Source organism: Cohnella massiliensis (assembly GCF_900169535.1).
Classification (GTDB): Bacteria; Bacillota; Bacilli; order Paenibacillales; family Paenibacillaceae; genus Cohnella; species Cohnella algarum.
Window position 1 is genome coordinate 680,425 of record NZ_LT821258.1, and the last position, 24,984, is coordinate 705,408.

The 24,984-nt window shown below is 63.4% G+C and carries 12 protein-coding genes; all 12 read right to left on the reverse strand.

Going from position 1 to position 24,984, the window contains the following annotated elements; all coding sequences use genetic code 11:
- Positions 1–19: 19 nt before the first annotated feature.
- The 12 genes from B7E11_RS12670 to B7E11_RS12725 all read right to left on the reverse strand — a co-directional run bounded on the left by B7E11_RS12670 (position 20) and on the right by B7E11_RS12725 (position 24,944).
- Positions 20–2,905 (reverse strand): polysaccharide lyase family 8 super-sandwich domain-containing protein, encoded by a 2,886-nt coding sequence (locus tag B7E11_RS12670; RefSeq protein ID WP_176220719.1) that lies wholly within the window; start codon positions 2,903–2,905, stop codon positions 20–22.
- 64 nt (positions 2,906–2,969) lie between these two features.
- Entirely contained in the window at positions 2,970–4,073 is a 1,104-nt protein-coding gene (locus B7E11_RS12675) for a glycoside hydrolase family 88 protein (RefSeq protein ID WP_080835544.1), read from the reverse strand.
- A gap of 74 nt (positions 4,074–4,147) precedes the next feature.
- Complete coding sequence (locus tag B7E11_RS12680; protein ID WP_080834851.1) at positions 4,148–5,743, reverse strand: ABC transporter substrate-binding protein; 1,596 nt, start codon at positions 5,741–5,743, stop codon at positions 4,148–4,150.
- Positions 5,744–5,855: 112 nt separating this feature from the next.
- Positions 5,856–6,764, reverse strand: coding sequence for a carbohydrate ABC transporter permease (locus B7E11_RS12685; protein ID WP_080834853.1), 909 nt, complete (start codon positions 6,762–6,764; stop codon positions 5,856–5,858).
- Between the two features lie 27 nt (positions 6,765–6,791).
- Positions 6,792–7,781 (reverse strand): ABC transporter permease, encoded by a 990-nt coding sequence (locus B7E11_RS12690; RefSeq protein ID WP_425430064.1) that lies wholly within the window; start codon positions 7,779–7,781, stop codon positions 6,792–6,794.
- Positions 7,782–7,976: 195 nt separating this feature from the next.
- Positions 7,977–9,014, reverse strand: coding sequence for a LacI family DNA-binding transcriptional regulator (locus tag B7E11_RS12695; protein WP_176220720.1), 1,038 nt, complete (start codon positions 9,012–9,014; stop codon positions 7,977–7,979).
- A 244-nt stretch (positions 9,015–9,258) separates the two neighbouring features.
- The gene (locus B7E11_RS12700; RefSeq protein WP_080834856.1) at positions 9,259–12,150 is read right to left on the reverse strand and encodes a CBM35 domain-containing protein; all 2,892 of its coding nucleotides are present in this window, start codon (positions 12,148–12,150) and stop codon (positions 9,259–9,261) included.
- A gap of 136 nt (positions 12,151–12,286) precedes the next feature.
- Positions 12,287–18,694, reverse strand: a complete 6,408-nt coding sequence (locus B7E11_RS12705; RefSeq protein ID WP_139787164.1) for an RICIN domain-containing protein — start codon at positions 18,692–18,694, stop codon at positions 12,287–12,289.
- A gap of 41 nt (positions 18,695–18,735) precedes the next feature.
- Complete coding sequence (locus B7E11_RS12710) at positions 18,736–21,267, reverse strand: glycoside hydrolase family 31 protein (RefSeq protein WP_080834860.1); 2,532 nt, start codon at positions 21,265–21,267, stop codon at positions 18,736–18,738.
- A gap of 114 nt (positions 21,268–21,381) precedes the next feature.
- Positions 21,382–22,224, reverse strand: a complete 843-nt coding sequence (locus tag B7E11_RS12715; RefSeq protein ID WP_080834862.1) for a sugar ABC transporter permease — start codon at positions 22,222–22,224, stop codon at positions 21,382–21,384.
- A complete protein-coding gene (locus tag B7E11_RS12720; protein ID WP_080834863.1) occupies positions 22,224–23,525 on the reverse strand; it encodes a sugar ABC transporter permease in 1,302 nt (433 codons plus the stop codon). The genes B7E11_RS12715 and B7E11_RS12720 overlap by 1 nt, the downstream gene beginning before the upstream one ends.
- Positions 23,526–23,630: 105 nt before the next feature.
- The gene (locus tag B7E11_RS12725) at positions 23,631–24,944 is read right to left on the reverse strand and encodes an extracellular solute-binding protein (RefSeq protein ID WP_245809695.1); all 1,314 of its coding nucleotides are present in this window, start codon (positions 24,942–24,944) and stop codon (positions 23,631–23,633) included.
- Between the last annotated feature and the right edge of the window lie 40 nt (positions 24,945–24,984).

Below are 24,984 nucleotides of genomic sequence, written 5' to 3' on the forward strand. Positions count from 1 at the left end.
CCTCCGTTCGTTCGGATGGTCACGGCAGGCTCGTTACGGCGATATCGTCAAACAGCGCCTTCGTGCTGGCGTAAACCCGGGCCCCGATCTTGCCCGCCGCGTGCGCGCTGTCCGTCGCGCTCACCTGAAGGACGCCGTCCTGGTATGCTTCGATGACATCGCCGTCGACAACGATTTTGTACGTGTAAAAGGTGTCCGGAGCAATGCTCGGATTGGCGAAGCCCAGCGACGTCTGGACGCCGTTTTCGAACTTCGCGAGCTCCATTTTGCGGCCGGTTCGGTCGTCGTTTTTCAAATACAGCGCGTAAAAGTTGTCGGGATCCGCATAGCGGAAAACAAGCCCGGCGTCCTTGTTGCCGCCGGCGTTGTTCGTTACGTTCACCTTCGCCTCCAGCGCATAGTCCGTCCATGCGGCGTCGCCCGCGACGGAGAAGCTGCGCGAGCTGCCCGCGGTGCCGCTGTAAACGCCCGACTCGACCGTCCACGTTCCGCTCGTCGGCGTCCAGCCGTCGGCGTTGCCGTCATGGAAGTCGTCGACAAACAGCGTCTGCCCGGCGCCGGACAGATCGAAGCTCGCCTTGAACGTCTTCCCTCTCGCCTGGTTGACGTTCACCGTGAATTTGATCGTCGGCGCCAGCTGCGTCACCGTGATGCCCGGATCGGCGGCATAACCGCTCGCCGCGCGGGCCAGCTCGACCTCGATCGTCCCCGCGTTGGCCTGCGTCGGATCGGAGATCGCGACGTCCAGCGCCTCGCCGGCCTGCTCCCGCGTCATGACGGACGCCTTCTTGTTCACCGCTATGAAATCCGCCGTCTCCGGAGCGTCCGTCCAGAAGTTGGCGCCGACGATGCCGAGCGTCTTCTCCTTGACGGCTTGCACGCTTGCCGAGTTTTCCAGCACCTCGATATTCGGATTGGCGGCGTAGGCGCCGACCTCCGCGCTCGTCTTGTTCGGCAGCAAAACGTACTGGTAGCCGGCGCCGGCCGGATTCGCGCCGTGGTTCATCCACAGCTTCACGTAATTGCGGGTGACGTTCGCCGCCGGAGTGACCGGGCGGTTGTTGATTTGCTTCCAGTTGCCGGTCCGCGCCTCGCGAAGTGCCGCAAGATCGGCCGATTGGGGAAAGTAGTATCCGATATCCGCGCCCGGAGCGCTTCCCGCAAGATGCGCCCATTGGACCCCGGTCAGCGTCTGCGACCATCCGAGGCCGGACGGCTGAAGGGCGCCGTCGACCGTCAGCGCGTTCGTGCCCGCGTCGCCGATTTTGCGGTTTTCGACGATCGTTTCGACCGGAACGCCATCCGCGCTTGCGATGCCCGCGCCGAGCGCGACGATCTCGTCGTCGAACATGAACCAGGATTTTTTCGCCGTCAGCGTCGTCGCGGCATAGTTCAGGTCCATGCCGGAAACGCCGTACGTATCCAGCAGCGCCGTTCCGCCCGTCCAGTTGTTCGCGCTCAAATGAGGCGTTGCGGACACGCCCGACAGCACGGTCGTGCCCGGCAGACGGTACGCGTCGACCGTCGGCCAGTAATCGCCGCTGTACTGGTTCTGGTCGCCGTTGTACAAATACGTCGTTCCGGCGGACGTATACCAGCCCCGGCCGTTTTCGCTGTTGATCGCCTCGTAGCTCGACGTCCGGCTGGAGTACATAGCCAGTCCGAAGCCGTACCCGGGGCGCACCTGAACGGCCTTGTCCATCCGCGAAAACTGCGCGTATCCCGCCTGCTCGCTTGCCGGCGCGACCGCCGGATCGGCCAGCAGCGCCTTCGCCCGCGTCAAATGCTTCAGCGGCGCGTTCGCGAGGAAATCCAGGGCGCCGTCGGCCAGAATCCATCCCTTGACCATGCTCTTGAACGCCTCCGCGTCCGCCGCCGGGGCGATCTCCGCCAGCCGGAGAATGCCCTGGATCGCCGCATGGCCCGCCGCATGATCCTGCCGGTAGTGGCGCGAGATTTCCCGGCCGCGCACCATGTCCATCATCGCTCCCTTGTAGATGACCGGGCGATACGAGCGGTGCACCCACTGCCAGACGTTGGCCTGGTCCGGATCGGTCACCTGCCACGCCGTGCCGTGCAGCAGCGCCATCAAGTCGCCGACGGCCTGCAGCAGATCGATCCCGTAGCCGCCGGTATACGCGATCGTTCCGTGCTGGATGAACGAACCGTCCGCGTAAAACCCGTCGCCGCTCGTCACGTAATTGAAAATGGGCGACAGGCCGTCCCTCGCGTCGGCCAGCTTGACGCCGTCCTTCGCGATGACGCCCCGCACGCCGACGACGATCCCCTTCCACGCGCGGTTCGCCCCCGTCTTGTTGACGACCGGCGAAAACCGCTCGACCGCGTTCGTATAATTCGCGATCTGGCTGCCGGACAGCAGGTCGTACATGAGCACGGCGGTATCGTTCAGCGCCATCGGAATGCCGATTTCCCAGTCCCACCAGTTGCTCGTCCCGCTCGGCGTCGTCACGACGAATTCGTGGTACCGGGTGGCGTACATGTAGTCCAGCGCGCCGACGATGTCCGCCGCCAACGCCGGATCGCCGGCCAGCGCCGAGCCGGGCGTCGAATAGGCCAGAGCCATCGCCCGGAGCCGTTCGTACGCCGTCCGGATATGGACGGAGTGGCCGACGTTCGGAATATCGCTCCACAGATGCGTCCGCGTTGCCGACTTGTTCATGCTCTGCCAATAGCCGTTCGCTTCCGCGGCCTGCGCCGCCACCGCCGCCGAGACGTCGGCGTCCGCCGGATCCAGCGGCTCTCCCGTCAGCATCTTCCGCCACTTGTCCCGCATCGCGTCATACTCGTCCGCGGCCTGCGCCGTGCGATCGCTGCCGCCCCCCAGGAATGTAAACGCTGCCAAAATACTCAGGCATAAAACGGCTTTCAAGGCCGCCGCTCTCATCGTTCCCTCTCCTTTGCCGTTTGATCGGGGGTGCGGCCTTCGGGCCGCACTCTCCCTCGAACCTTTACCAGAACAATTCGGCATCGCCCTTCAGCTTCAACAGCGCCTCCGCGAAAAAATAATCGCCGTAAATGAGCGGCGTCTCCACCTCCCCTCCCCGCGGAAAATTCCCGGTTCCTTTGACAATCAAGGCTTCTTCCGACGGTTCGTCCGGCGTATAGCGTTCGAACAGCGATCGGACGAGTTTTGCGCCCCATTCCCGATAGCCGGCCGCTTCCTCCGGCGAAACGAGGCGGGACATTTCCAGCAGCCCGCTCGCCGCGCATGCCGCCGCCGTCGAATCCTTCGCCCGGCGCCCGTCCTCGGGCGCCCTGAAATCCCACGGGGGAACGAGGTCTTCCGGCAAATTGGCGACGAAGAAACCGGCCGCCTTGCGGGCCGCCTCCAAAAACCGGATTTCCTTCGTGTAGCGGTAGCTGATCGCGAACCCGTAGATCGCCCAGGCGGAGCCCCGGGACCAGGCCGAATCGGGGGCGTAGCCCTGCCCGCCGAGCGCCTCGATTTTTTCCCCGGATTCCGGATCGAACCGGACGATATGGCAAACCGAGCCGTCGGGGCGGATGAAATGTTCCCGCGTCGTCTCCGCATGGGCCGCGGCGATATGCCGGTAGCGCGGATCGCCCAGCTGCTCGCTCGCCCAATACAGCAGCCCCAGGTTCATCATGCAGTCGATGATCGCCAGTCCCTCGCTGCCCTCGTAAAGCCAGGCCCGAATGAAGCGGCCCGGCAAATTGAACCGGCTGGCTAAATGGCTGGCCGCGATCAGCCCGCGCCGCCTGGACGGCGGGTTGCCCGTTATTTTGAAGTTGGCGACAGCCGACAGGCTCCACATAAAGCCGTTATCGTGGTGCAGCTCCTCGTACTCCTGCAGCGGCCCGTCCAGCTTCGCCTCGATGCGCTCCGCGATGTCCCGGAACCGCTCGTCCCTCGTTCTTCGGTAGACGAGCCACAACAGGCCCGGCCAGAAGCCGTTCGTCCAGCAGTGCGGCTCCCGGTTGTCGTACTTGCCGCCGACGGACGCCAGCGGAAACGTGTCCCCGATCGACGCATGCGTGCGCTCCAATTTGTCCAAAACGTATTGCCAAGCCCGATCTTCCCAACCGCTCATGCGCTTTTCTCCCATCTTTCGCTCCGGCCGCGGAAGAAAGGCTTCCTTTCGGAAACCTTTCCCCGTCCGGCCGCTTAATTTTTGTTTTCCAACAGCCACGCGTCGATTTGCGCCTGCAGCTCCGCCTGCACCTTTTCGATTCCCGCCGCTTTCAGCTTGCCGTTTCTCTCTTCGAGCAGCGCGGAAGGATTCGGGGCGGCGCCCGTGGCGAGCGTCGCGTATTCGCTCATGACGCCGGCCAACTGGGAAACTTCGTTCTTCACCTTCGTGTCGTCAAACGCAAAGCCGAGCAGCGGAAACCGCGTCGCTTCTTCGTTGAACGTTTTCCAGCTTTCGTACATGTCGTCGGGCTGTCCCGGCTTGAGGTAGTTCAGCATTTGGCTGCCGAGCACCCAGTGGACGTTCGGAACGTAGCCGGAATCCGGAATCAGCTCGATGCGATTGTCCCCGACCTTCTTGTAATGCTTGTCTTCGATTCCGTGCACGAGCAGGTTAATGACGTAAGGATCGGTATGCAGGTAGTTCAGCACCATCATTGCGCGCTCCGGATCTTTGGACGTCCGGGAGATCGCCAGCAACGAGCCCGTGGCCGCGTCGGTATCGACGACCGGCTCGGCGACGACGTGGGACACGAAGTCGTACTTGTTGTCCGTCGACAGCTTCAGTTCGATGTCCGAGCCCGGCTTCCAGGTCGCCCGCTGCATCCAAAGCTGCCCCTGCTTGCGCAAATCCGCGAGGTTGGCCGTATTGGTTGCCGCGTCGGCGTTCGTGTACCCTTTTTCGTAATATTCGCGGTACAGCTCGTATTCTTTTTTGTTGATTTCGACGATTTCCGGATCGAGCAGCGATTTCACCTTCGGATCGGCCGCCTTGTAATCGACCAGGAACAGCGGCATCTTGCTCAGCTTCGGCCCGATGCTGCGGTAATTGGAATTCGTTTCGTACATCAGGTTGTCGCCCTGGCTGCCGGAGCCGACGATGTTCAAAATGAGTCCGGGCTCCTTCTCCTTCAGCAGCTCGAACCACGGCCGCAGGTCTTCCATCCGGTTGATCTGCTCGATCGGAATGTTGTATTTGTCGACGATATCCTTGCGATAGGTGAACGACAGGCCTTGCGTGATTTCCTTGTTTTGCGGGATTGCGTACAGCTTGCCTTCGAAACGCGGCGCTTCGAGATAGAGCGGGTTCAGCGATTGCTTGATGCCCTGGCCGTATTTGTCCAGCAGCTCATCCAGCTCCAGATAGGCGCCCTTCGTGACGTTCCCGAAGTAGTTCAGCCAGGAAGCCGCGAAAATCAGGTCCATTTGCTCGCCGGTGTTCATCATCAGCTCGGTCTTCTGCTTGTATTCGCTGGAAGCGATCGGACGCAGATCGATCGTCGCGTTGATTTTGTCCTTGAAATACTCGTTCAGCTTCTCCTCGATCAGCGCGTCGTCCTGCTGCGGCGTCGCCTGGTAGACGATCGACACCTCGTACGGGGCCAGCTCCGCCCCGGCCGACGGCTCCTCCGACGGCGCGGGCGAAGCCGGGTTTGCCGCCGACGGACTCGGAGCCGTGCTCGACGCCCCCTCGTTGCTGCCGCCCCCGCCGCCCGAGCAGGCCTGAAGCAGCAGCGCCAGGCACAGCGCGGCCGCCAGCGCCAGGCCGCCTTTCCATTTTCCTCGTTTCATGTTCCGTAACCCTCCTGTAAACGGTTTCTTGTTTTTATAATAGAACGGCTGCAGAGCTCCCGCCGAATCTTGGTCGACGTTTCTCTTTGGCCGGCTCTACCCTCGACTGCAATTACCCCTTGATCGCGCCTACGGTCAGTCCTTTGACGAAATATTTCTGAAAAAACGGATAGACGATCAGAATCGGCCCCATCCCGACGATGGCCATCGCCATTTGCAGCGACTGGTCGGGAAGCTTGCTCATCAGCTCCGGATTTTGAGCCGCGACCGTAATGTTGTTCCGCAAATACTGGACATCGTTGATGACCCTTCGCATCAAATACTGCAGCGGATACTTGTCCTCGCTGTCGATGTACAGCAGCGCGTTGAACCAGTCGTTCCAGTAGGCGATCGTGCTGAACAGCGCCATCGTCGCGAGCACGGGAAGCGACAGCGGCAGCACGATGCGGAAAAAGATGCGGATTTCCCCGGCCCCGTCGATCCGGGCGGAATCGATCAGCGACGGATGAATCGTCGATTGGAAAAACGTCCGCATGATGATGACGTTAAACGGGACGATCAGCAGCGGCAATATGAGCGCCATGTACGAGTCTTTCAAATCGAGCACCTGCGTGTACACCATATAGCGGCTCACCATCCCCCCGTTGAACAGCATCGTGAAAAACAGGAAGAAGGTGAAAAACGCGCGAAACGGATAATCGCCCCGGGAAATCGGATAGGCGAACAGGGCCATCAGCAGGACGCTGAGGATCGTGCCGGCGATCGTAATGCCGATGCTGACGGCGTAGCCCCCGACAATCGTCGAGTAATCCTTGAACAGCGCTTCGTAGGCAACCAGGGAGAACGTCTCCGGGAAAAAGCTGTAGCCGTTTTTCAGGATCGCGTCTCCGTCGGACACCGACACCATGAAGACGAGAACGACCGGCAGCACGAACAGCAGCGACAGCGCGACGAAGCCCATGTGAAGCAGCGCGTTGGAAATCGGGGAAATCTGGCTCCAGTGACGCGAACGGGTTTTCATTTTGTTCACCTCTCAGTTGCTCTTTCTTTAAAATAGCGCCTGCTCGCGGTTGATTTTGCGGACGACCGCGTTCGTGGCCAGCACCATGACGAAGCCGAGAACGGACTGCATGAACGCCGCGGCCGACGACATGCCGATATCGTTCAATTCCAGCAGCGACCGGTACACGTACGTGTCCACGACGTCCGTCGTCGGATAAAGCGCGCCGGAATCGAGCGGCACCTGGTAAAACAAGCCGAAGTCCGCCGTGAAAATGCTGCCCATCGACAGGATCGTCATGATGATGACGACCGGCTGGATCGTCGGCAAGGTGATATGGAAAATTTGGCGCCATTTGGACGCGCCGTCCAGGACGGCGGCCTCGTAATATTCCGGGTCGATGCCGGCCATGGCCGCGATGTAGATAACCGCTCCCATCCCGACGCCCTGCCATGCGTTGACGAGAATCAATATGAACGGCCAGTACTCTTTTTCCGAATACCAGAACACCGGATCGATCCCGAACCGCTCCAGCACCGTCGCGTTCATAAACCCTTGCGTCGGATTAAGAAACGCGTAGACCAGATAGCTGATGACGACCATCGACAGGAAGTAGGGCATCAGGATGAACGTCTGATAAAATTTGGCGAGGAAGCGGTTTCGCAATTCGTTGACCGCAAGGGCGAGCGCCACCGACAACACGAGATTGATCGACATGAAGGCAAGGCTGTACAGGACGGTATTGCGCGTAATGCGCCACAGCGAACCGGAGTTGAACAGGAACGAAAAATTATCGAATCCGACCCAAGGGCTCCCCCAGATGCCGTCGATATAGTTCACGTTTTTGAAGGCGATGAACAGCCCGAACATGGGCAGGTAGCTGTGGATGACGATCACGACGGCGGCCGGGACCGTCATCAGCGTCAAGTAGCGGTACTTCCACAGATTCTTGAGGAATCCCGCTTTCCGCGTCAGCGGGCGAAGCGGGGGGGCCCCGTCCCGGTCCCGGGCGATTGCGGCTGCTTTCAACTGGCACACTTCCTTTCGGTTTGTGCTTTCAGTATAAAAGCGCGGGCCGGCGAATTCGATGACCGATTCTCGTTTCGGCGTGACGGATTTTCGGATGGGGGGAGAAAAAAGAGCATAAAAAAGAAGGCAGCGGCTGCCTTCGGCATAGCGAAAAAGAATCGGGCCCGGGAGATCGTTGCAGCGGCTCCCCGCCGTTTGAGCGCATCAAGACCGCCGCGCCGGCCCGGTCGTCTCCCGTACGATCAGGTCGACCGGCAGCACTTTCGTCCGTTCCTCGCCGGGCTTGCCGTCGATCAGGTCGAGCAGCATATGCACCGCTTCGCGTCCTTTTTCCAAAATGTTCTGCGAAACCGTCGTAAGCGACGGGGACGTGTATTCGGACACGAACAAGTTGTCGAAGCCGATGACCGAACAGTCTCCGGGCACGGAGCGGCCGAGCTCGCGCAGCCCTTTGAGCAGGCCCATCGCGCTGATGTCGGAAAAGGAAAACACGGCCGTCACCCCGTCCATCGCGGCGAGGCGGGAAGCCGCCCGGTAGCCGCCTTCGAGCGAAGTCGGCAGCTTGATCATCAGCCCGGGATCGTACGGAATGCCGGCTTCCGCCAGCGCGTCCCTATACCCGAGCCAGCGCTCGTGCAGGACGCCGTAATACGGGATGCGTTCGATCGGCACGTCGCCGACGAGCAGCGCGATCCGCCGGTGGCCCTGGTTAATCAGGTACGACGTCGCCTTGTAGCTGCCCTGCCGATCCGCCAAATACACCTGGTAAAAATCCGGGCTGCGCAAATAGCTGTCGATAAAAACGGCGGGAATGCCGAGCTTCACGACCCGCTCGACCGCCTGCGAGCCTTCGTTCGTGCCCATGACGATGAGGCCGTCGAGCCGCCGTTCCTTGACGAACGCAAACGTTTCCGTCGCCTCGTCGATTCCGGTCAGGATCACATGGAACTTCCGCCCGCGCGCTCCTTCCTCCACGCCCGCCAGCAGGTCCCAGTAAAACGGATTGTCCTGCAGCCGGCCGGGTTGCATCGTCGGGACGACGACGCCGATCAGATCCGTCCGCCGCGTTTTCAGGTTGCGTGCCTGAAGGTTCGGCGTGTAGCCCATTTCGCGGATGATCCGCTCGATTTTTTGCTTCGTTTTGGTGGAAACCCGGCCCTTCCCGTTGATGACGTTCGACACGGTCGCGATCGAAACGCCCGCCTCCGCCGCCACGTCGACGATGCTGATTTCCTTGTTCATGGGAGCACTTCCGTTTCTTTTCCTGTCATTCCGACACATTCTAATTAAACGTTTTACCCATTATAGCGTACGGAAACGAAACGGGACAACCGGAGTCGGAGGCGCCGTTTTACGCTAACCCGTCATGCAGTCCGTCCAGTACCCTTTCGGCCTGCCAATCCCACGGCTTCAAGCCCTGAATGTTATAAAAAACCCCCCGTTGACGGACATCCGTCCGCCAACGGGGAGCTAAAACGCGATGCGTTCACCAGCCGACGTTGCCCGGGCCGCGCACGATCGTAAACAGGTTGTTCGGATTGTTCAGCGCGCCGGAAGCGGCCCCCGATACCGTCACGTTGCCGAACGTGCCCGTCCCGGTTACGCCGTCGAAGTTCAGGCCGAACGTGCCCGCCCCCTCGATCGACACCCGGTTGAAGCTGACGTTTTGGATCGTCCGGTTGTAGCTGAATTTGACGCCCTCGTACGTGCTGTCCTTGATTTCGACGTCCTCGATCGCGATCGGAGCCGTTATATTTTGGTTCTCCGCGTAGATCCAAAGGCCGCCGAAGCTGGTGTTCCAGTTCGGCTCCCAGCCGCCGGTACGGAGCAGCGTATTGCGCTTCAGCTCGGTCGTGCCGCTGAACGAAACCGCATTGAACCGGGTGCTGACGACGATGCCCGAAGACGCCGTGACCGTATCCGCGCCGACGTTGTCCAGAATTTTGTTGTCCTTCCCGCCGTACAGCGCGAACGCGTTCGCAAGCATCGGGGCCTGCGCCGTGTTATAGCGGAACGAGTTGTTCTCGTTCGGCGCTCCGTCGGACCACATGGCGAACGCGTCGTCGCCCGTGTTGCGGACGCTGAGGTGGCTGACCGTCGTATTTTTGACGCCTCCGTGCAGATTGACGCCGTCGGCCCAGGTGTTGCGGACGTTGCCCCCGACGACATAGAGGCCGTCGGTTCCGGCTTGCAGCCAGTAGCCGACCTTCATATGTTCGATCCATACGTTCTGGATAAGCGACCCTGCGCCAAAATTCCCCTCGAAGCCCGCATGGTCTGCCGCGTCGTTACGGTACAGCGAATCGCCCGTCAACGCCAGATCCGCGACGGTGACGTTGCCGCCGACGCCGTAAAACCCGCCTTTGCCGCCGGTCCCGAGAAGCTCGGAATGCCACGTGCCCGCGCCGCGAATGTGAATGTCGCTTACGTCGACCCGGTCGTTCATCCGAAACGTGCCGGCCGGAATCCAAACGCCCGCCATGCCGGTCGACCGAGCGTCGGCGATCGCGGCGCGAATCGCGGCCGTGTCGTCTCCCGCATCGTTTGCGACGGCGCCGAAGGACGTAATGCTGACGAAGCCGGCCGGCATGGCATAGGGCGCATCCGCCTGCTCCAGGTCGATCAGGTCGATCGTATAATAGGCGGCCGTATCCCCGGAATCCTTCTGCAACCTTACGGTCGCGCCGGCCTGAATCTCCGAGACGAGAAACCGGCTTTCGTCGTAAAAACGGTGCGCGTTCCCGTTCGCGGGGTTGTCGTTGTACGGATAAGCGCCGTAAGTCCACGCATAACGCGACGTAAGATCGAGCGCCTGTCTCTTCGTTCCGTTCACGTACAGGCTCAGCGTCGTGTTCGTTCCGCCGCCGCCGGCGCTGTCCGGCATGCTGTAGCGGACGACGAGCGCATTCGCCGACTTCGGCGCCGTCCATTCCACGTAATGCCCCGTCTGGGTCAATTTGACCGCCCGGCGGCCGGACGATTCGGCTTCGACCGTCAAGTAGTTGCGTCCGGGGCCGAGAAGCTGGGCGTTCGTCGCGCCGTTCTCCGCCTCCAGCTCCGCATACGGAAGCGTAGCCCCGCGAGCGGCCAAGGCAGCGCCGCCCGCCAGCGTCAAGGAATCGAGGCTTACGTTGCCGCTGTTTGCGGAGTCGTAGCGGTAGGAAATCGTATTCAGCCCTTTTCGCAAAGGCAGCGTTTCGGTTTTGCTCGCCCAGACCGTCGGGCCCCCGGTTGCGGGCAGCGTCGTCGCGAGCGCGAACAGCCCGTTGACGTACACGTTCAGCGTTTTCGCCGAGCCCGTTCCGTTCGCGTAGCGAAGCTCGGCCGAAGCGTTGCCCGCCGCCCCGGCGTTCACCGTAAACACCGCCCGCGCGCCGGCCGAAACGAAGTTCGTCAAACCGGATGCCGTCCTCGTCACGCCGCCCGAGTAAAACTGCTCCTCCGCCTCGTAAACGTTCGGCGCGCCCGGTTCCGGATCCGCCGATACGGGGCCGAGAACGAGGCGGTCCAGGTTCACGTTGCCGCTGTCCGTCTGATCGAACTTATAGACGATCGAATTCGCGCCCGCGTTTAGCGTCACGTTCTCCGCATGCGTCCCCCAAGCGCTCCAGCCCGCCGTCGCCGCAAGCGCGATTTGCCTCAGCTTGACTCCGTTCACGTACAGGCTGAGCGTTTTCGCCGAACCCGTTCCGTTCGCGTAACGAAGCGTAATGTCGCGGCTGCCCGCCTCGGCGGCATTCACCGAGAACGTGACGGCCGCGCTCCCCTTGTTCCCGTCGGTAAAGCCGTCCACGAAGCCCGCGCCGCTATAGCCCGCATGCTCCGTCGCCACGGACGCTCCGCCGGACAGCGCCGCCGCTTCGGCTTCGTAAACGTTCGGATCGGCGGGAGCCGGAACGTCGATGTCGATTTTGTCCAGATTGACGTTGCCCGAATCGGAATCGTCGAACTTGAAGCCGATCGTATTCGCGCCTGCCGCGAGCGTCAGCGTCTCGGCCTTCGCGGCCCAACTGCTCCAGCCTGCGGTGGCGGGCAGCGTCGTTTGCCTGATTTTCGCGCCGTTGACGTATAGGCTGAGCGTCTTGTCGCTCCCGGTACCGTTCGCATAACGAAGCGCGGCCGTATGAGCGCCCGCCGACGCCGCCGTATAGGAAAACCGGACCAGGGCGTTTCCCTTGTTGCCGTCGGTAAAGCCGCCGACGAAGCCCGCGCCCGAATAACCCGCGTGCTCGGTTTCGACGACGGCGCCGCCCGAAAGCGTCGCGGACTCGGCTTCCAGCGAGACGGCAAGCGCCTTGCCGGGCGCTCCGAGCAGCGCGAGCGCAAACGACAGGGCAAGCATCGCGGACAACCCCGTTTTCGCCATTTTCACGAACATATTCTCAACTCGACCTCCTGTAAGACGGGAATGTCAATCCCGTCATCCCATTTTTTTGGAAACCGCTTTCAAATAAACCGGAAGACAACCCCCGTCTCGGGCCGGCAGCCTTTGACAGGGGCGTTCTTAAGCGAAATTACGAGCGAATCCAATTCAATTGCGCCAGCAGCCGGTAAACAAGCTGCGCGGCTTCCGCCCGGGTCGCCTCCCCTTGCGGCGCGAGCCTGCCGTCCGGGCGGCCCTGCAGCAGGCCGAGCGCAACCGCTTCGCCGAAGTCGGCCCGCGCCCATTCGGCGACGAGCGCCCCGTCCGCGAAACCGCCCAAGTCCGCGGCTTCGGCGGCGCCGCCGGGCAGCGCGAGACGCCAAGCACGCATGAGCAGCGCGACCGTCTGCTCGCGCGTAATCCGCTCGTGCGGATGGAAGACGCCGTCCGCGAAGCCGTTCGCGAGCCCGGCGGCCGCGGCGGCCTCGGCGGCGCCCGCGAACCAGGCGTTCGCCGGGACATCGGCAAACCGGCCGGGCGTTCCGCTTCCGGCGGGCAGACCGAACGCCGCGGTCAGCATGGCGGCGAACTCGGCGCGCGTCACGGGATCGCCCGGAGCGAAGCGGTCCGCTTCCCGGCCATTCAGGATGCGGCGGGAGGCGAGCGCGGACACCGCGTCGCGCGCCCAATGGCCTTGAACGTCGGCGAACGCGCGCGGCTCGTCGATGACGACGAACGTGCCCGAAGCCACGGTGCGGACAACCGTGACGACCGTGCCGTCCTCGAGCGTGCGGAACGTCGCCGGCACCGGCCTCCATTTGCCGGAAGCCTCGTCGTAGGCCATGCCGCCCGCCGTCGCCAGCGTTACCGTGCCGTTCGCCGGAAACTCCAGGGTCGCAAACGTACGGCCGGTCAAGCCCTCTGCCGTTCTGCCTCCGCCGGTCGCGACCGAAACGCCGACCTCGTATGCGTCGCTGCGAACGGCGCTTCCCGGCTCGAACGCCGCGGAGCCGTTCGCCTTGCCGAGCCGGATCCGCAGCTCGGCGCCTTCCGGCGCCGGCGAGCTTCCGGCAATCGCGTCGACCGGCAGCGAGAAGGCAAGCCCCGGCACGGCGTTCAGGCGGACGTCGAGGACGGCGTTTGCCGGAGCGGCCGACCTGAGCGCATCCAGCGGCAGCGCGACGACCGCCGTCCGAGCGGTGCCCGAGACGTTCAGCGTCAGCGCGGGACGAGCGCCTTCCAACGCTTCCAACCCTTCCAGCGCCGCGATCAGCGCCTTGCCGTCCACGACCGCTTCGTCGTAGACGTTTCCGTTCGCGTCCGTTTTCGGGACGGAAGCGACTTCAAGCGCGTTCGGCGGGGACGGCGGTTGCGGCTGAGGCTGAGGCACGACCGCTCCGCCAATGCCGTCCGACGGGCCAGGTACGGCGACGGTCAGCGCGGCGGGCGTCCACAGGCCGGCCGCATCCTGGCTCCAGATGCGGATCGCGCCGCCGTACGGAAGGGCTCCGACGTTCCATTCCGTCGCGGTGGCGTCCGTCCTGACGGACCCGGCGCCCCAGGACAGGCGGTACCCCGCGATGCCGCCGGCATCGGAAGCCGCCGGCCAGCGGACCGTATACGTGCCGTCGGCCTCCCGCACCGCCGTTGCCCCGGCGCCGCCGGACCATGCGGGGGCGGTCGTGTCCTTCGCGGCGACGCGGAAGATCCGCTCGCGGCCGCCCCAGGATACGGCGACGTTTGCCGTGCCCGTCTTCAGCGCCGCGAGCTTGCCGTCCGCGATCCGCACGACCGTATCGTCGGACGACGACCATACCGCCTCTCCGGCTTCGTCGCCGGCGACGGACACCTGCACCGTCTCGCCCGTTTCGACAACGAACGGCGCCGCCTCGCGGCCGCCTATGCTCGCCCGGAACGGCGGCTCCTCGAAGGCGAAGCCTTCGTCGACCGTCCGGACCTCGAAGCCGCCGGCCCCGTCCATGAACGGGCCGACCGTGGCTTTCCGGACGATCGTATTGCCGAACGTCGCTCCGCCCCCGATATTGCCGGCGGCGTGGATGCCCCACGTGCCCGCTCCGTCCACGACGTTGCCGTGCAGCTCGATGCCGCGCGCCGGCGCCTCCCCGAGGAAGGAGATGCCCTGGTACGAACTGTCCGCGATCAGGTTGTCGCGAATGCGGATGTCGCCCGTCATCTCCCGGCCGCTGTCCGCGAACAGCAGCAGGCCTCCGAAATCCGCCGGCCAGTTGTGCTCCCGGCCGCCGGTCCGCAGCAGCGTGTTTCGCGCCACTTCGATCGTTCCCTCGAACGGTACGGGAGCATGGCGGGTGCTGACGCTGATGCCCGCGCCGAACGCCACCGTGTCGGAAACGACGTTGTCGGCGACGGTCGCGTTTTTGCCCCCGTAGACCGAAATGTTGCTCGCCAGCCACGGCAGCTCCACCGTGTTGAACCGGAACGTATTGCCTTCGGACTGCGCTCCGCTCGCCCACATCGCCATGCCGTCGTCCCCGGTGTTGCGGAACTGGTTGTGTTCGGCCATGGAGCGGTTCGTCCCGGTGCTGAAGTTGAGGCCGTCCGCGAACGTATTGCGGACTTGCACGCCCGCGACGTACAGGCCGTCCGTGGCCAGGGCCTGCCCGTCCGGCAGCGTCCTCGTCGTCGACCAGATGCCCGTCTTTACGTGTTCGATCCGCACATGCTGCAGCGTCGAGCCCGTGCCGAACGCTCCGTCGAAGCCCGATTCGGGCAGCTCGTCGCGGCGGGCGGTCACCTCCCCGTCGATCGCCAGATCATAGACGCGAATGCGGTTTCCGGCGCCCATGAATCCGCCGCCGACGAGCGTCGTATGCCACTTGCCGGCGCCGCGGATCGTCACGTCGGCCACTTCGATCGGGCCTTCGCCGACCCGGAAATCCCCCGGAGGCAGCCAGACGCCCTTTCCCTGGCGTTTGGCGTCCGCGATCGCCTCCTCGATCGCGGACGTATCGTCCAGCCCGTCGTCCGCGACCGCGCCGTAATCGGTGACCGACACGAAATCGGCCGGCTGCGCGTACGGCTCCCCCGCCCAGTCGCCTTCGAGCAAATCCACGACCACGTATTCCGCCGTCGTGTCGGCGTCGAACGCGATCCGCACCGTCGAGCCGGCGTCGGCGGGTCCGATCTCGAAGCTCGTTTCGTCGAAGAAGCGGTGCGCGGAGCCGTCCTCCGGCCGGTTCGACCAAGGATAAGCCCCGTACACCCAGGCGTAGCGGGAGGTCAGCCGCGCTCCGTCCAGTTTTTTACCGTCGACGTACAGGCCGATCGGCGTTTCGGCCCCGCTCCCGTTCGCCGAATCCGGCACGGAATACCGGAGCGTCAGCCGATTCGCCCGCTTCGACAGCGTGAATTCGACGTATTCTCCCGCTCGATCCAGCCGGACGGCTTGCCGGCCGGACGCCTCCGACGCATGCTCGCGGTACGCGCGGCTCGGGCCGAGCAGCTGGCCGTTCGTCGCGGCATGCTCCGCTTCGTGCGTCGCATACGACACGCTTGCTCCGCGGTAGGCGGGCGGCACGACGTCCCGCACCGTCAGCCGGTCGACCAGCACGCGGCCGTCCGGGGCGGACAGCGTCACGGAATTGTAGCCCGCGCGCAGGTTCAACTCGATCTCGGCGGTCCGCCAATCGGACCCTCCGTCGCGGGCAGCGGCTTGCAGCCGGCCCGCCGGCAGCCCGTTCGCCGCAACCGCGAGCGCGCGAACGCCGTCCGCGCCGTTCGCATAGCGAATCTCCGCCTTGTAAAGGCCGGCCTCGTCCGCATGCACGGCGAACGTCGCTTCCGCTTCCGCGCCGTCGAGCGACGCGAAGCCTTCCCCTTCGTAGCCGGGCACGTCCGCCGCAATTCCCGCGACCGCGACCGCGCTCGCGCCGGACAGGAAGGCATCCTCCGCTTGGAACGCCGCATCCTCCTTCAGCGGCGCAAAGCGGTACGCCTGCGAATCCGTCGGGGACGCGCCCGCCCCGTTTTCGAGCGCGAGCCGATCGCCCCGTTCGACGATCCGCCATTGCATCGGAGCCTCGGCCGGAGCCGAGGTCCCGAGCTCCGCCGTCGCCAGCTTCCCGTCCACGACGGTCAAATATCGGCCGCTTGCGGCGCTGCGAATCAGCTTGTAGCCGTTCTCGTCCTGCAGCCGCCATACATCCGCGCCTTGCTCGTCCCGGAGCGGAGTCCCGTCCGCGGCGTTCACGATGCGCACCCGGCGGGTGTCGTCCAGCCGGTGCGCGAGCACGTCCGGCCGCGAGCCCGCCGGCTCCGGCACGAACGCCTCGTCCGGCGCCGGCTCGATCGCCCACTGGGCGCCCAAAGCTTCGACGGAGCGCAGGTCGAGCTGCACGTATCCGGCGCGGTCGATCGTATGCGCGTATTCGAGCGGCCGCATGGCGCTCCGCAGCAGGACGTTGACGCCTCCCGGCGCGGGTTCGGCGTGCCAGAGCCCGGCCGCTCCTTCCGCCGGCCCCGGCGCGGCCGTCAAATAAGGCACGCCGTCGACGACCGTCAGCTCGTGCCCGGTCGCCCGGTTGATCAGCCGCGCCGGCCCTTCCCCGGCGAACGTCCAATGCGAGCGCGCGTCCCCCTCCTCAAGCGTTCCGTACAGCGCGACTCCGTTCTCGTTCTCATACAAATACGCGCCGGTGTCCGCGTTCCGCAGCCGGACGAAGCCGTCCGGCAGTTCGAGCGGCAGTTGCGCGGGCGCGTCCTCCGGCAGCCAGCGCGCGCTGCCCCACTCGGCCGGGATGGCGCCCGACTGCGCGTAGCCCGTTCCGTCCTCCGCATGGATGCGCTGGCCGGCCTGCCAGACGTTTTCAAAAACGAACTCCCCCGCCGCCGTCTCCGTCACGTTCCACTTCGCGCTCGTCCAGCTCGGCTCGACGGACGTGCTGCGCAGCGGCTGCAAATGCGGATTTTCGCCCGACTGCATGCCTTCCACGTTCATGTAATGGCCCGTCGCCCGATTGCGGATGCGCGCCTGGCCGCCGCCATCGTCCTCGATCAGCCAGTGCGATTCCGCCGCTTCGACGGCCGGGCTGCCGTACGCCACTTTGCCTTCCGTTTCGTACAGGTATTCGCCGCGATAGACGTTTTTGAGGCGGACGTAGCGCGGACCGCTCTCGGTCACCGGCTTGAACGCCCATTTCGGGCTGCCCCATTCCTTCGGAATCGCGCCGTACTGGACGAAGCCGAGCTTGTTTTCCAGATGCAAATAGACACCCTCGTCGGCTTCGGCCCGGATGAGCTTCGTGCCCGCGGTCCGCAGGTTTTCGATGACCCACTGCTCCGTCTCGGCGCTCTCCCCGGCCGCGACGACCGTGACCGCGGCTTTGTCGGAAGCGACTCCCGTCCGGCTGACGAAATGTCCGGTCGCCCGGTTCCGGATGCGCTGCACGCCGTCTTCCTCGACGATTTCCCAATGGCTTGCCTCGTCGTCCGCCGGAGCGTTGCCGTACAGCAGCTTGCCGTCCGCTTCGTACATGTACAAGCCGAGCCAATCGTTCATGATCCGGACGTATCGCGGTCCCGTATCCGGCTCCGGATCGTACGGCTTCGTCGCAGTCGCCGGGACGACCGCCCATTGGGGCGTGCCCCAATTTTGCGGAAGATCGCTGACTTGGGCGTAGCCGGCGTCATCCTGGATATGGAGGCTGAGCGCCGCGTTGTCCGCGTATTGAATGACCCAATGCCCCGCTTCGGTGCCCGCGGCAAATCGCCATGCCGCCGCTTCCGCGGCCCCGGCAAGCGGAATCCGGCTGGTATAATCCGCCCAACCGAGCATGGAGACGTATGCGCCGGTCGAACGATTCCGGATGAGATAGCCGTTGCCGGCCGCTTCGACGCGCCAGTGCGAGGACGGATCCTCTTCGACCGCGTCTCCGTAGGAAACGAAGCCGTCCGCCGCCGTCAGAAATTGGCCCGTATGCTTGTTCTGAAACCGGACGTAATCGACGACCGGCTCGATCCGCCAATGCCCGGAGCCCCAGGCCGGATTCAGAGCGCCGAGCTGGCCGCTTCCCGTGTCGTCCTCCAAATGAAGAATGTACGTCGGGTTGGCCGGCTTCCGAATGTTCCAGCGGTCCGTCGCCGGTCCGTCCGATGTAACCGCATTCACGATTTCCCAGGCCAAGTCGTCCGCGTTCGTTTCGCCCGCATCGGCGAGCAGGACATCGCTCCACCAATGGCCTTTCGGCGGCACGTTCGCCGACGCGTAGGTTCCCGTCAGCCGGTTCTGAATGCGCACGCCGACGGCCGACGGTTCCAGACGCCAATGCGAGGCGCGGTCCGTTTCGACCGCCTCGCCGTACGACGCTTTGCCGTCCAATGCGATCAGGTAATGGCCCGTATAGTCGTTCTTGATGCGAACGTAGACTCCGTCCGTCACGGACGGCGCGACTTCCTCGAAGCTTCCCGCGCCCGCCGCGTATGCCGTCCGCACTTCCCCGCCGCCCAAGGCGGGGAAGCACGAGAACAGCAAAAGCGCGGCGAGCAGCGCAAAAGACATTTTCCTCAATTCCCTTTTACGCACGCCGACTCTCCTCCCGATTCCCGATTCAAAAATTACATCCTTTAAACGTCCCACTCGAAAAAGATGACGACTTCGCGAAAAGCCGATGCCGAACGCGCCTTCCGATCCGTCCCCGGCGCCGAAGCCGATGCGGATTCAGACGGGGAAAACGATCCCGAAACGAAGGTCGCCCCCACGGCCGAACCCGATCCGAATCCCGGTGCCGCGGCCGATTCCGATCCGGATTCCGGCGCTTCGGCCGTCGCAGCCGCAACGGGCCGGCCGCCGAACCGGATCTCCCCGATTTCGAAAGGCGCGTAAACTTCCACCCTCCGCTTCTTCCACGCCGGCATCCAGCCCGACCGTACGATCCGCTCGGCGATCTCCAGCTTGCCGCCGCTCAGCGAGACGCTTCCCAGCGCCTCGTAGCTCGCGCCTTCCGTGTAGTTAAACGTTTTACCATCGTCCTCGTAAATCCGGTACTCGAAAGCCTGCTCCGCCTCCGACGATAAATAGAGCCGCACCGTCATCGTTTCGGCGGCCTCGGCCGTCGTCAGCCGGTCGCTCTCCTGCAGCACCGCCGTTCCAGCGCGCACGTATACCGGAATCTCGTCCAACCCGGCACGGGCGACGACGGCCCCGCCGCCTTCGCAGCGCCGGCCGCTCGCAAATTCGATCCACTCGCCCTCCGGCAAATAGACGGCGCGGTGCTTCGCGCCCGGCCGCAGCATCGGCGCGACGAGGACGTTCGGCCCGAGCAGGAACTGGTCGGCGATCGCGTACGTTTCCGGGTCGTCCGGAAATTCGAGGAACAGCGGCCGCATTGCGGGCACGCCCGTCCGGGACGTCTCCTCCATCAGCGCGTACAGGTGGAGCAGCCAGCGGTACCGCATCCGGATCGCCTCGCGCACGAGCGCTTCCGTCTCCTCCCCGAACGCCCAGGGCTCCTGGCGGCCGCACTTGATTTCGCTGTGATTGCGGAAATACGGCGTGAACGCCGCCGCCTGCGTCCAGCGCACGAGCAGCTCGGCCGTCGCGTCGTGCGCGAAGCCGCCGACATCCGCGCCGCAGAACGGCACGCCCGACAGCCCGAGGTTGAGGCACATCGGAATCATCATCTGCAGATGCTCCCAGAAGCTGCGGTTGTCGCCGGTCCAGACGGCCGCGTATTTCTGGATGCCGGCATAGCCCGCCCGGGTCAGGACGAACGGGCGGTCGCCCCCGAGTCCTTGCGCCAGGCCCTCGTACGTCGCCCGGGCCATCTGCAGGCCGTATGCATTGTGAAGCTGGCGATGGGTGCCCCCGTGCCCGTCGTTGTCGTGCAGCACGTCCAGGTCCATCGTCTTGGACTCGTTGAACACCGACGGCTCGTTCATGTCGTTCCAGATGCCCGCGACGCCGGCGTCCAGCAGCGGCTTGTGGTTGTCGCCCCACCATTTGCGCACGCGCCCGCTCGTAAAGTCCGGGAACGCGCTGCGGCCCGGCCAGACCGGCCCGTGAAAGACGCGTCCTTCGGCGTTTTTGCAGAACATGCCGCCGCGGATGCCTTCCATGTAAACCGCGTATTCCGGGTCGGCCTTGACGCCGGGATCGACGATCGTCACGACGCGCACGCCCTTGCGCGCCAAATCCCGAACCATTCCTTCAAAATCCGGGAACCGGCTCCGGTCCACCGTAAACACGCGGTAGCCGTCCATGTAGTGGATGTCGAGATAGACGGCGTCGAGCGGAATGCCCTTCTCCTCGAACGCCGCGACGAGCTCGCGAACTTCGGCTTCCGTCTCGTAGCTGTAGCGGGATTGATGGTAGCCGAGCGACCATTTCGGCGGAAGCGGCATCGTTCCCGTCAGCCGCGCAAGCCGGCCGAGCACGTCCTTCGGCTCCGGTCCGGCCAGGAAATAGTAGTCGAGCGCGCCGCCGTCGGCCCCGAAGCGGATTTCCGAACGGCTTTTCATGTCGAACTCGGTCCGGTGCGCGTTGTCGAGCAGAATGCCGTACGCCTGCGAGCCGCTAACGGCCATATAGTACGGAATGGACACGTACAGCGAATCCGTCTCCGGGTTATGCGGCGCGTAGACGTCCGTATTCCACATGACGAGCTTCTCGCCGCGCTTGTCGAGGAAGCCGGCCTTTTCGCCGAACCCGTAGTAGCGGTCGTCCGGCGCGGAGGATTTGCGGCAGACGACTTCCCCTTTCTCGGTATACAGCAGCCCGCCGCCTTCCGGCTCCGCGAGCAGCGTCCGGCCGGTCGCTGCGTCGAGCAGCGTAACGCGGGCCGATGCCGGTTCGATACGAACGGCGAGCTTGCCTCCGCGCAGCGTCAAGGCGTCCTCCGCGCGGTCGAGGGACGCTTCGACAAGCGGCGGGAAAACCGATACCGCATGGCTATGCGCGGAAAGCGGACCTCCTTTCGGATCGAACGCGATCCGGACGATGTCTTCCCCGTAAAACCGGATATAGAGCGCGCCCCGGTCGCAGGCGATATCGGCCCCGCCCGGCGTCTCCGCGAAGTTGCGGACGCCGCCCGGCGAGCGGTACTCGGACCGTTCGGCTTGGCCGAAGCGATCCGGATGAATGGACAAGCTTGTTTCCATGCGGTTGTCTCCTCTTATCCCAAAATGACGCGTCCGGCCGGAAGTCCGTTGGCCGAAGCTGCGCCAGGCGGACTTTCCGGGAACCGGATTGCTCTCTTTCTCTTTTTTTGCCGATTATCCCTTCGTCGCGCCCTCCGCCAGACCGGAGATGAGATAGCGCTGAAGGAACAGGAATACGACCGCGATCGGCACGGCGATCAGAATGGCGCCGGCGGCGAACCGCGTAAAGTTGTTGGAAAACTGGTCGTTGATGAAGTTGTACAGCCCGAGCGCGAGCGTGAACTTCTCCGGATCGCGCAGCACGATGCGCGGCAGCAGGAAATCCATGAACGGCGACATGAAGTTGAACAGCGCGACGACGGCCAGAATCGGTTTGGCCAGCGGCGTGAGAATCTGGAAAAAGATCCGGAAGTGGCCCGCCCCGTCCATTTTCGCCGACTCGTCGAGATCGCGCGGAATCGTGTCGAGGTAGCCCTTGACGAGAAACGCGTTCATCGGCAGGCCGCCGCCGATGTAGATGATGACAAGCCCCCACAGCGAGTCGAGCAGGCCGACGACGTTCAGCAGCAGGTAAATCGCCACCATGCCCATGAGCACCGGGAACATCTGCAAGAGCAGAAACGAATAAATGCCGTATTTGCGCCCTACGAACTCGTACCGAGAAAAAGCGAAGCCGACGAACGCCACGATGATCACGGACGCGACCGAGGTGACCGAAGCGACGAGCAGCGTGTTTTTGTACCAGAGCAAATAATCGCTGGACGGATCGGAAAACAGCCACTGATAGTGCTTGAGCGACCATACGTCCGGAATGATGCTGGAGCTGAACAGGCTCGTGCCGGGATTGAACGAGATGCTGAGCGTCCATAGCAGCGGATAGGCGATGACGGCGAACACGAACAGCACGATAAGGTAAATGCCCGTCAGCTCGAGACGGTTTTTCGCCGATTTTTTCATCAGTACAATTTCTCCTCCCGAAACGACCGGCTGCGCGTGAACTGGAAGAAAGCGAACACGGCGACGATGAGGCCCATGATGATCGAAATAGCGGCGGCCATCTTGTAGTTATTGTTGTCGAAGGTCAGTTTGTACACCCAGGAAATAAGAATATCGGTGCCCCCCGCCGACTGGTTGCGCACCGGCGGTCCGCCCTCGTTAAACAGATAAATGATGTTGAAATTGTTGAAATTGCCCGCATACTGCATGATGAGCAGCGGCGCGGTCGCGTAAAGCACGTGCGGCAGGGTGATGTGCCGGAATTTGCTCCACCGGCTGCCCCCGTCGACGTCCGCCGCTTCGTACCAATCTCGGGAAATGCTTTGCAGCACGCCGCTGAACAGCGCGAACACGAACGGAAAGCCGAGCCACACCTGTATGAGAATCAACGTGATTTTTGCCCAGAACGGATCGGACATCCACGGAACATGCATGCCGAGAGGAGCCAGAAGCTCGCGGTTGATCGCGCCGAAATCGTCGTTGAACATCGCCGCGAAGATGAGAATCGTCACGAACGAGGGCACCGCCCACGGCAAAATGAACACGGTGCGGATCGTCCGCTTGAACTTGACGCGCGGGTCGTTGACGAGCACGGCGAGGAACATGGCGACCGCGATTTGCAGCGTCGTGGCGGCGAACGTCCAGACGATCGTCCAGGACAGCACGTTCAGCAGGCTCCGGCGCCACACCTCCTGCTTGAACAAGGCGACGAAATTGTCGAGGCCCACCCAGTCCAGCAGCTTGGCCGGCGGAAGATTGTACAGGTTGTAGTTCGTAAACGCGAGGCAAATCATGAATAAAAGCGGCAAAATGACGACGAAGACCAGCATGAACAAAGCGGGCAGCACCATGTAATAAGGAAAGCCCCGGTCCCACGTCTCCTGGAACGCCTGTTTCATGCTCGGGATGCGGAAGCCCATCTTCAGCTTTTCGCCGTCCCGGTAAGCGTCGATTAAGTTGAAAATGTAAAACGCGATCATGAACGCGAGCAGCATGACCGAGATCAAGCCCTGCACGAGCAGCGACCTGGAGTCGTCGACCATCGGCAGGGTGCCGAGCGTAAACAGGCCCCAGAAGCCAATGTCCATGAATTCGTAAAGCAGGCCGACCGCGCCGAAAAAAAAGACGAGAAACAGCGCTCCCTTGATGTATCTTCGATTATAAAGTTGACCCAGCCCCGGGATGACGGATAAAATGACGGAAAGGATCGGTTGATGAGGGTTCGCCGCGGCGACCCGCCTATCGTCGGTCTCGGTTTTCATAGTTCCTCCCTGTTTTCCATAGGGAGCACGGAAAGGATGAGCCCCTTTCCGTGCCGGTTTTTCGCGTCGGGCCGCCGCTTGGGCGGCCGTTTTTTATTCTCTTTATCAGGCTCCGGCGCCCGCCATTTCGATTCGTTCCTCGATTTGCTTGACCGCCTCGTCGAGAATCGCCTGCACGTCCTGGCCTTCGGAAGCGAACTTGAGCGCGTTCGCCATCGGCTCCCATACGTGGGACAGCTCGGGCACGTTCGGGAACGGCATGCCGTGCTGGATTTGCTCCGAGAAGCCCGAGACGAGCGGATCGTCGGTGAGGGCGGGATCGTTCAGCGTTTTCAGGTTCGGCGGCGTTTCGCCGGTTTCCTTGAACCATTGGAGCGAGTTTTCGGCGTTCGTGATGAAGGCGGCGAGATCGGTCGCCCATTCCGGATTTTTGGAGAAGGCGGACAGCATCCAGCCCTTCACGCCGATGAACGTCGTCGGATAGCCGCCGTCTTCGAGCTGCGGAAGCGGCGCTACCGCGAGCTTGTCGCCAAGCTGATCTCTATGATCGGTAATCGCCCAGGGACCGTTGATGACGGCCGCCACCTTGCCTTGGTTGAACAGGCCGCCGACGATGTCGCCGTTGACGCCTTTGGGCAAGTAGCCTTTTTCGAACCAGCTCTGGATCAGCTTCAAGCCCTTGACCGAGCCTTCCTTGTTGAAGCCGATGTCCTTGATGTCGAAGGAACCGTTGTTTTCCTTAAAAATGTAACCGCCGCTGCCGCCCATGAACGCCCAGGAGAAATAGAAGTCCGTCGCGTTGTACAGGAAGCCGTACTCGTCCTTGGATTTGTCCGTGCGCTCCGCCATCAGCTTCTCCAGCTCGGCGATCGTCTTCGGCGGCTCCGGCGTCAGCTCCTTGTTGTAAAGCAGGGCGAGCGACTCGACGACGGCGGGCAAGCCGTACAGCTGGCCGTCCTGGCTAAGCGCCTCGAGCGATTCCGGCGTATATTCGGCGCGGATGTCATCGCTTACATTCATCGGCTGCACGAGCCCTTTGACGACGAGCTCGCCGATGCCCGGCTGGTAGAACAGGTCCGGGCCTTTTCCGGCCGGGCCGTCGAGCGACAGCGCCTGCGGCTGGTCGTTCATCGCGATCGGGGTCAGCTTGACCGCGATTCCCGTCGCTTCCGTATATTTCTTCGTAATGGATTCGAGCGTGGCGAGCTTCGCTTCGTCGACGTCCGCCCATACGGTCAGCTCGGACGGCTTGTCGGCCTCCGCTTCGCCGGAAGCGCTTGCGGCGGCGCTCGCGGGAGCGGACGAACCGGCGGAAGGGCTCGCGTTTCCGTCGCGATTCGGGCCGCCGCCGCATGCGGACAGCACGAGCGCAAAAAGGGACACGCTCAGGATCATGGATAAGATCTTTTTGTTCGACACTCTGTTTTCCTCCCCGTTTCTTTTCGTCAGCGTAAAATGG

What these genes read in the sequence shown, in the direction of transcription:
- B7E11_RS12670 (WP_176220719.1), bottom strand. Translation starts at nt 2,905, where the DNA reads ATGAGAGCGGCGGCCTTGAAAGCCGTTTTATGCCTGAGTATTTTGGCA.
- B7E11_RS12675 (WP_080835544.1), bottom strand. Translation starts at nt 4,073, where the DNA reads ATGAGCGGTTGGGAAGATCGGGCTTGGCAATACGTTTTGGACAAATTG.
- B7E11_RS12680 (WP_080834851.1), bottom strand. Translation starts at nt 5,743, where the DNA reads ATGAAACGAGGAAAATGGAAAGGCGGCCTGGCGCTGGCGGCCGCGCTG.
- B7E11_RS12685 (WP_080834853.1), bottom strand. Translation starts at nt 6,764, where the DNA reads ATGAAAACCCGTTCGCGTCACTGGAGCCAGATTTCCCCGATTTCCAAC.
- B7E11_RS12695 (WP_176220720.1), bottom strand. Translation starts at nt 9,014, where the DNA reads ATGAACAAGGAAATCAGCATCGTCGACGTGGCGGCGGAGGCGGGCGTT.
- B7E11_RS12700 (WP_080834856.1), bottom strand. Translation starts at nt 12,150, where the DNA reads ATGTTCGTGAAAATGGCGAAAACGGGGTTGTCCGCGATGCTTGCCCTG.
- B7E11_RS12710 (WP_080834860.1), bottom strand. Translation starts at nt 21,267, where the DNA reads ATGGAAACAAGCTTGTCCATTCATCCGGATCGCTTCGGCCAAGCCGAA.
- B7E11_RS12715 (WP_080834862.1), bottom strand. Translation starts at nt 22,224, where the DNA reads ATGAAAAAATCGGCGAAAAACCGTCTCGAGCTGACGGGCATTTACCTT.
- B7E11_RS12720 (WP_080834863.1), bottom strand. Translation starts at nt 23,525, where the DNA reads ATGAAAACCGAGACCGACGATAGGCGGGTCGCCGCGGCGAACCCTCAT.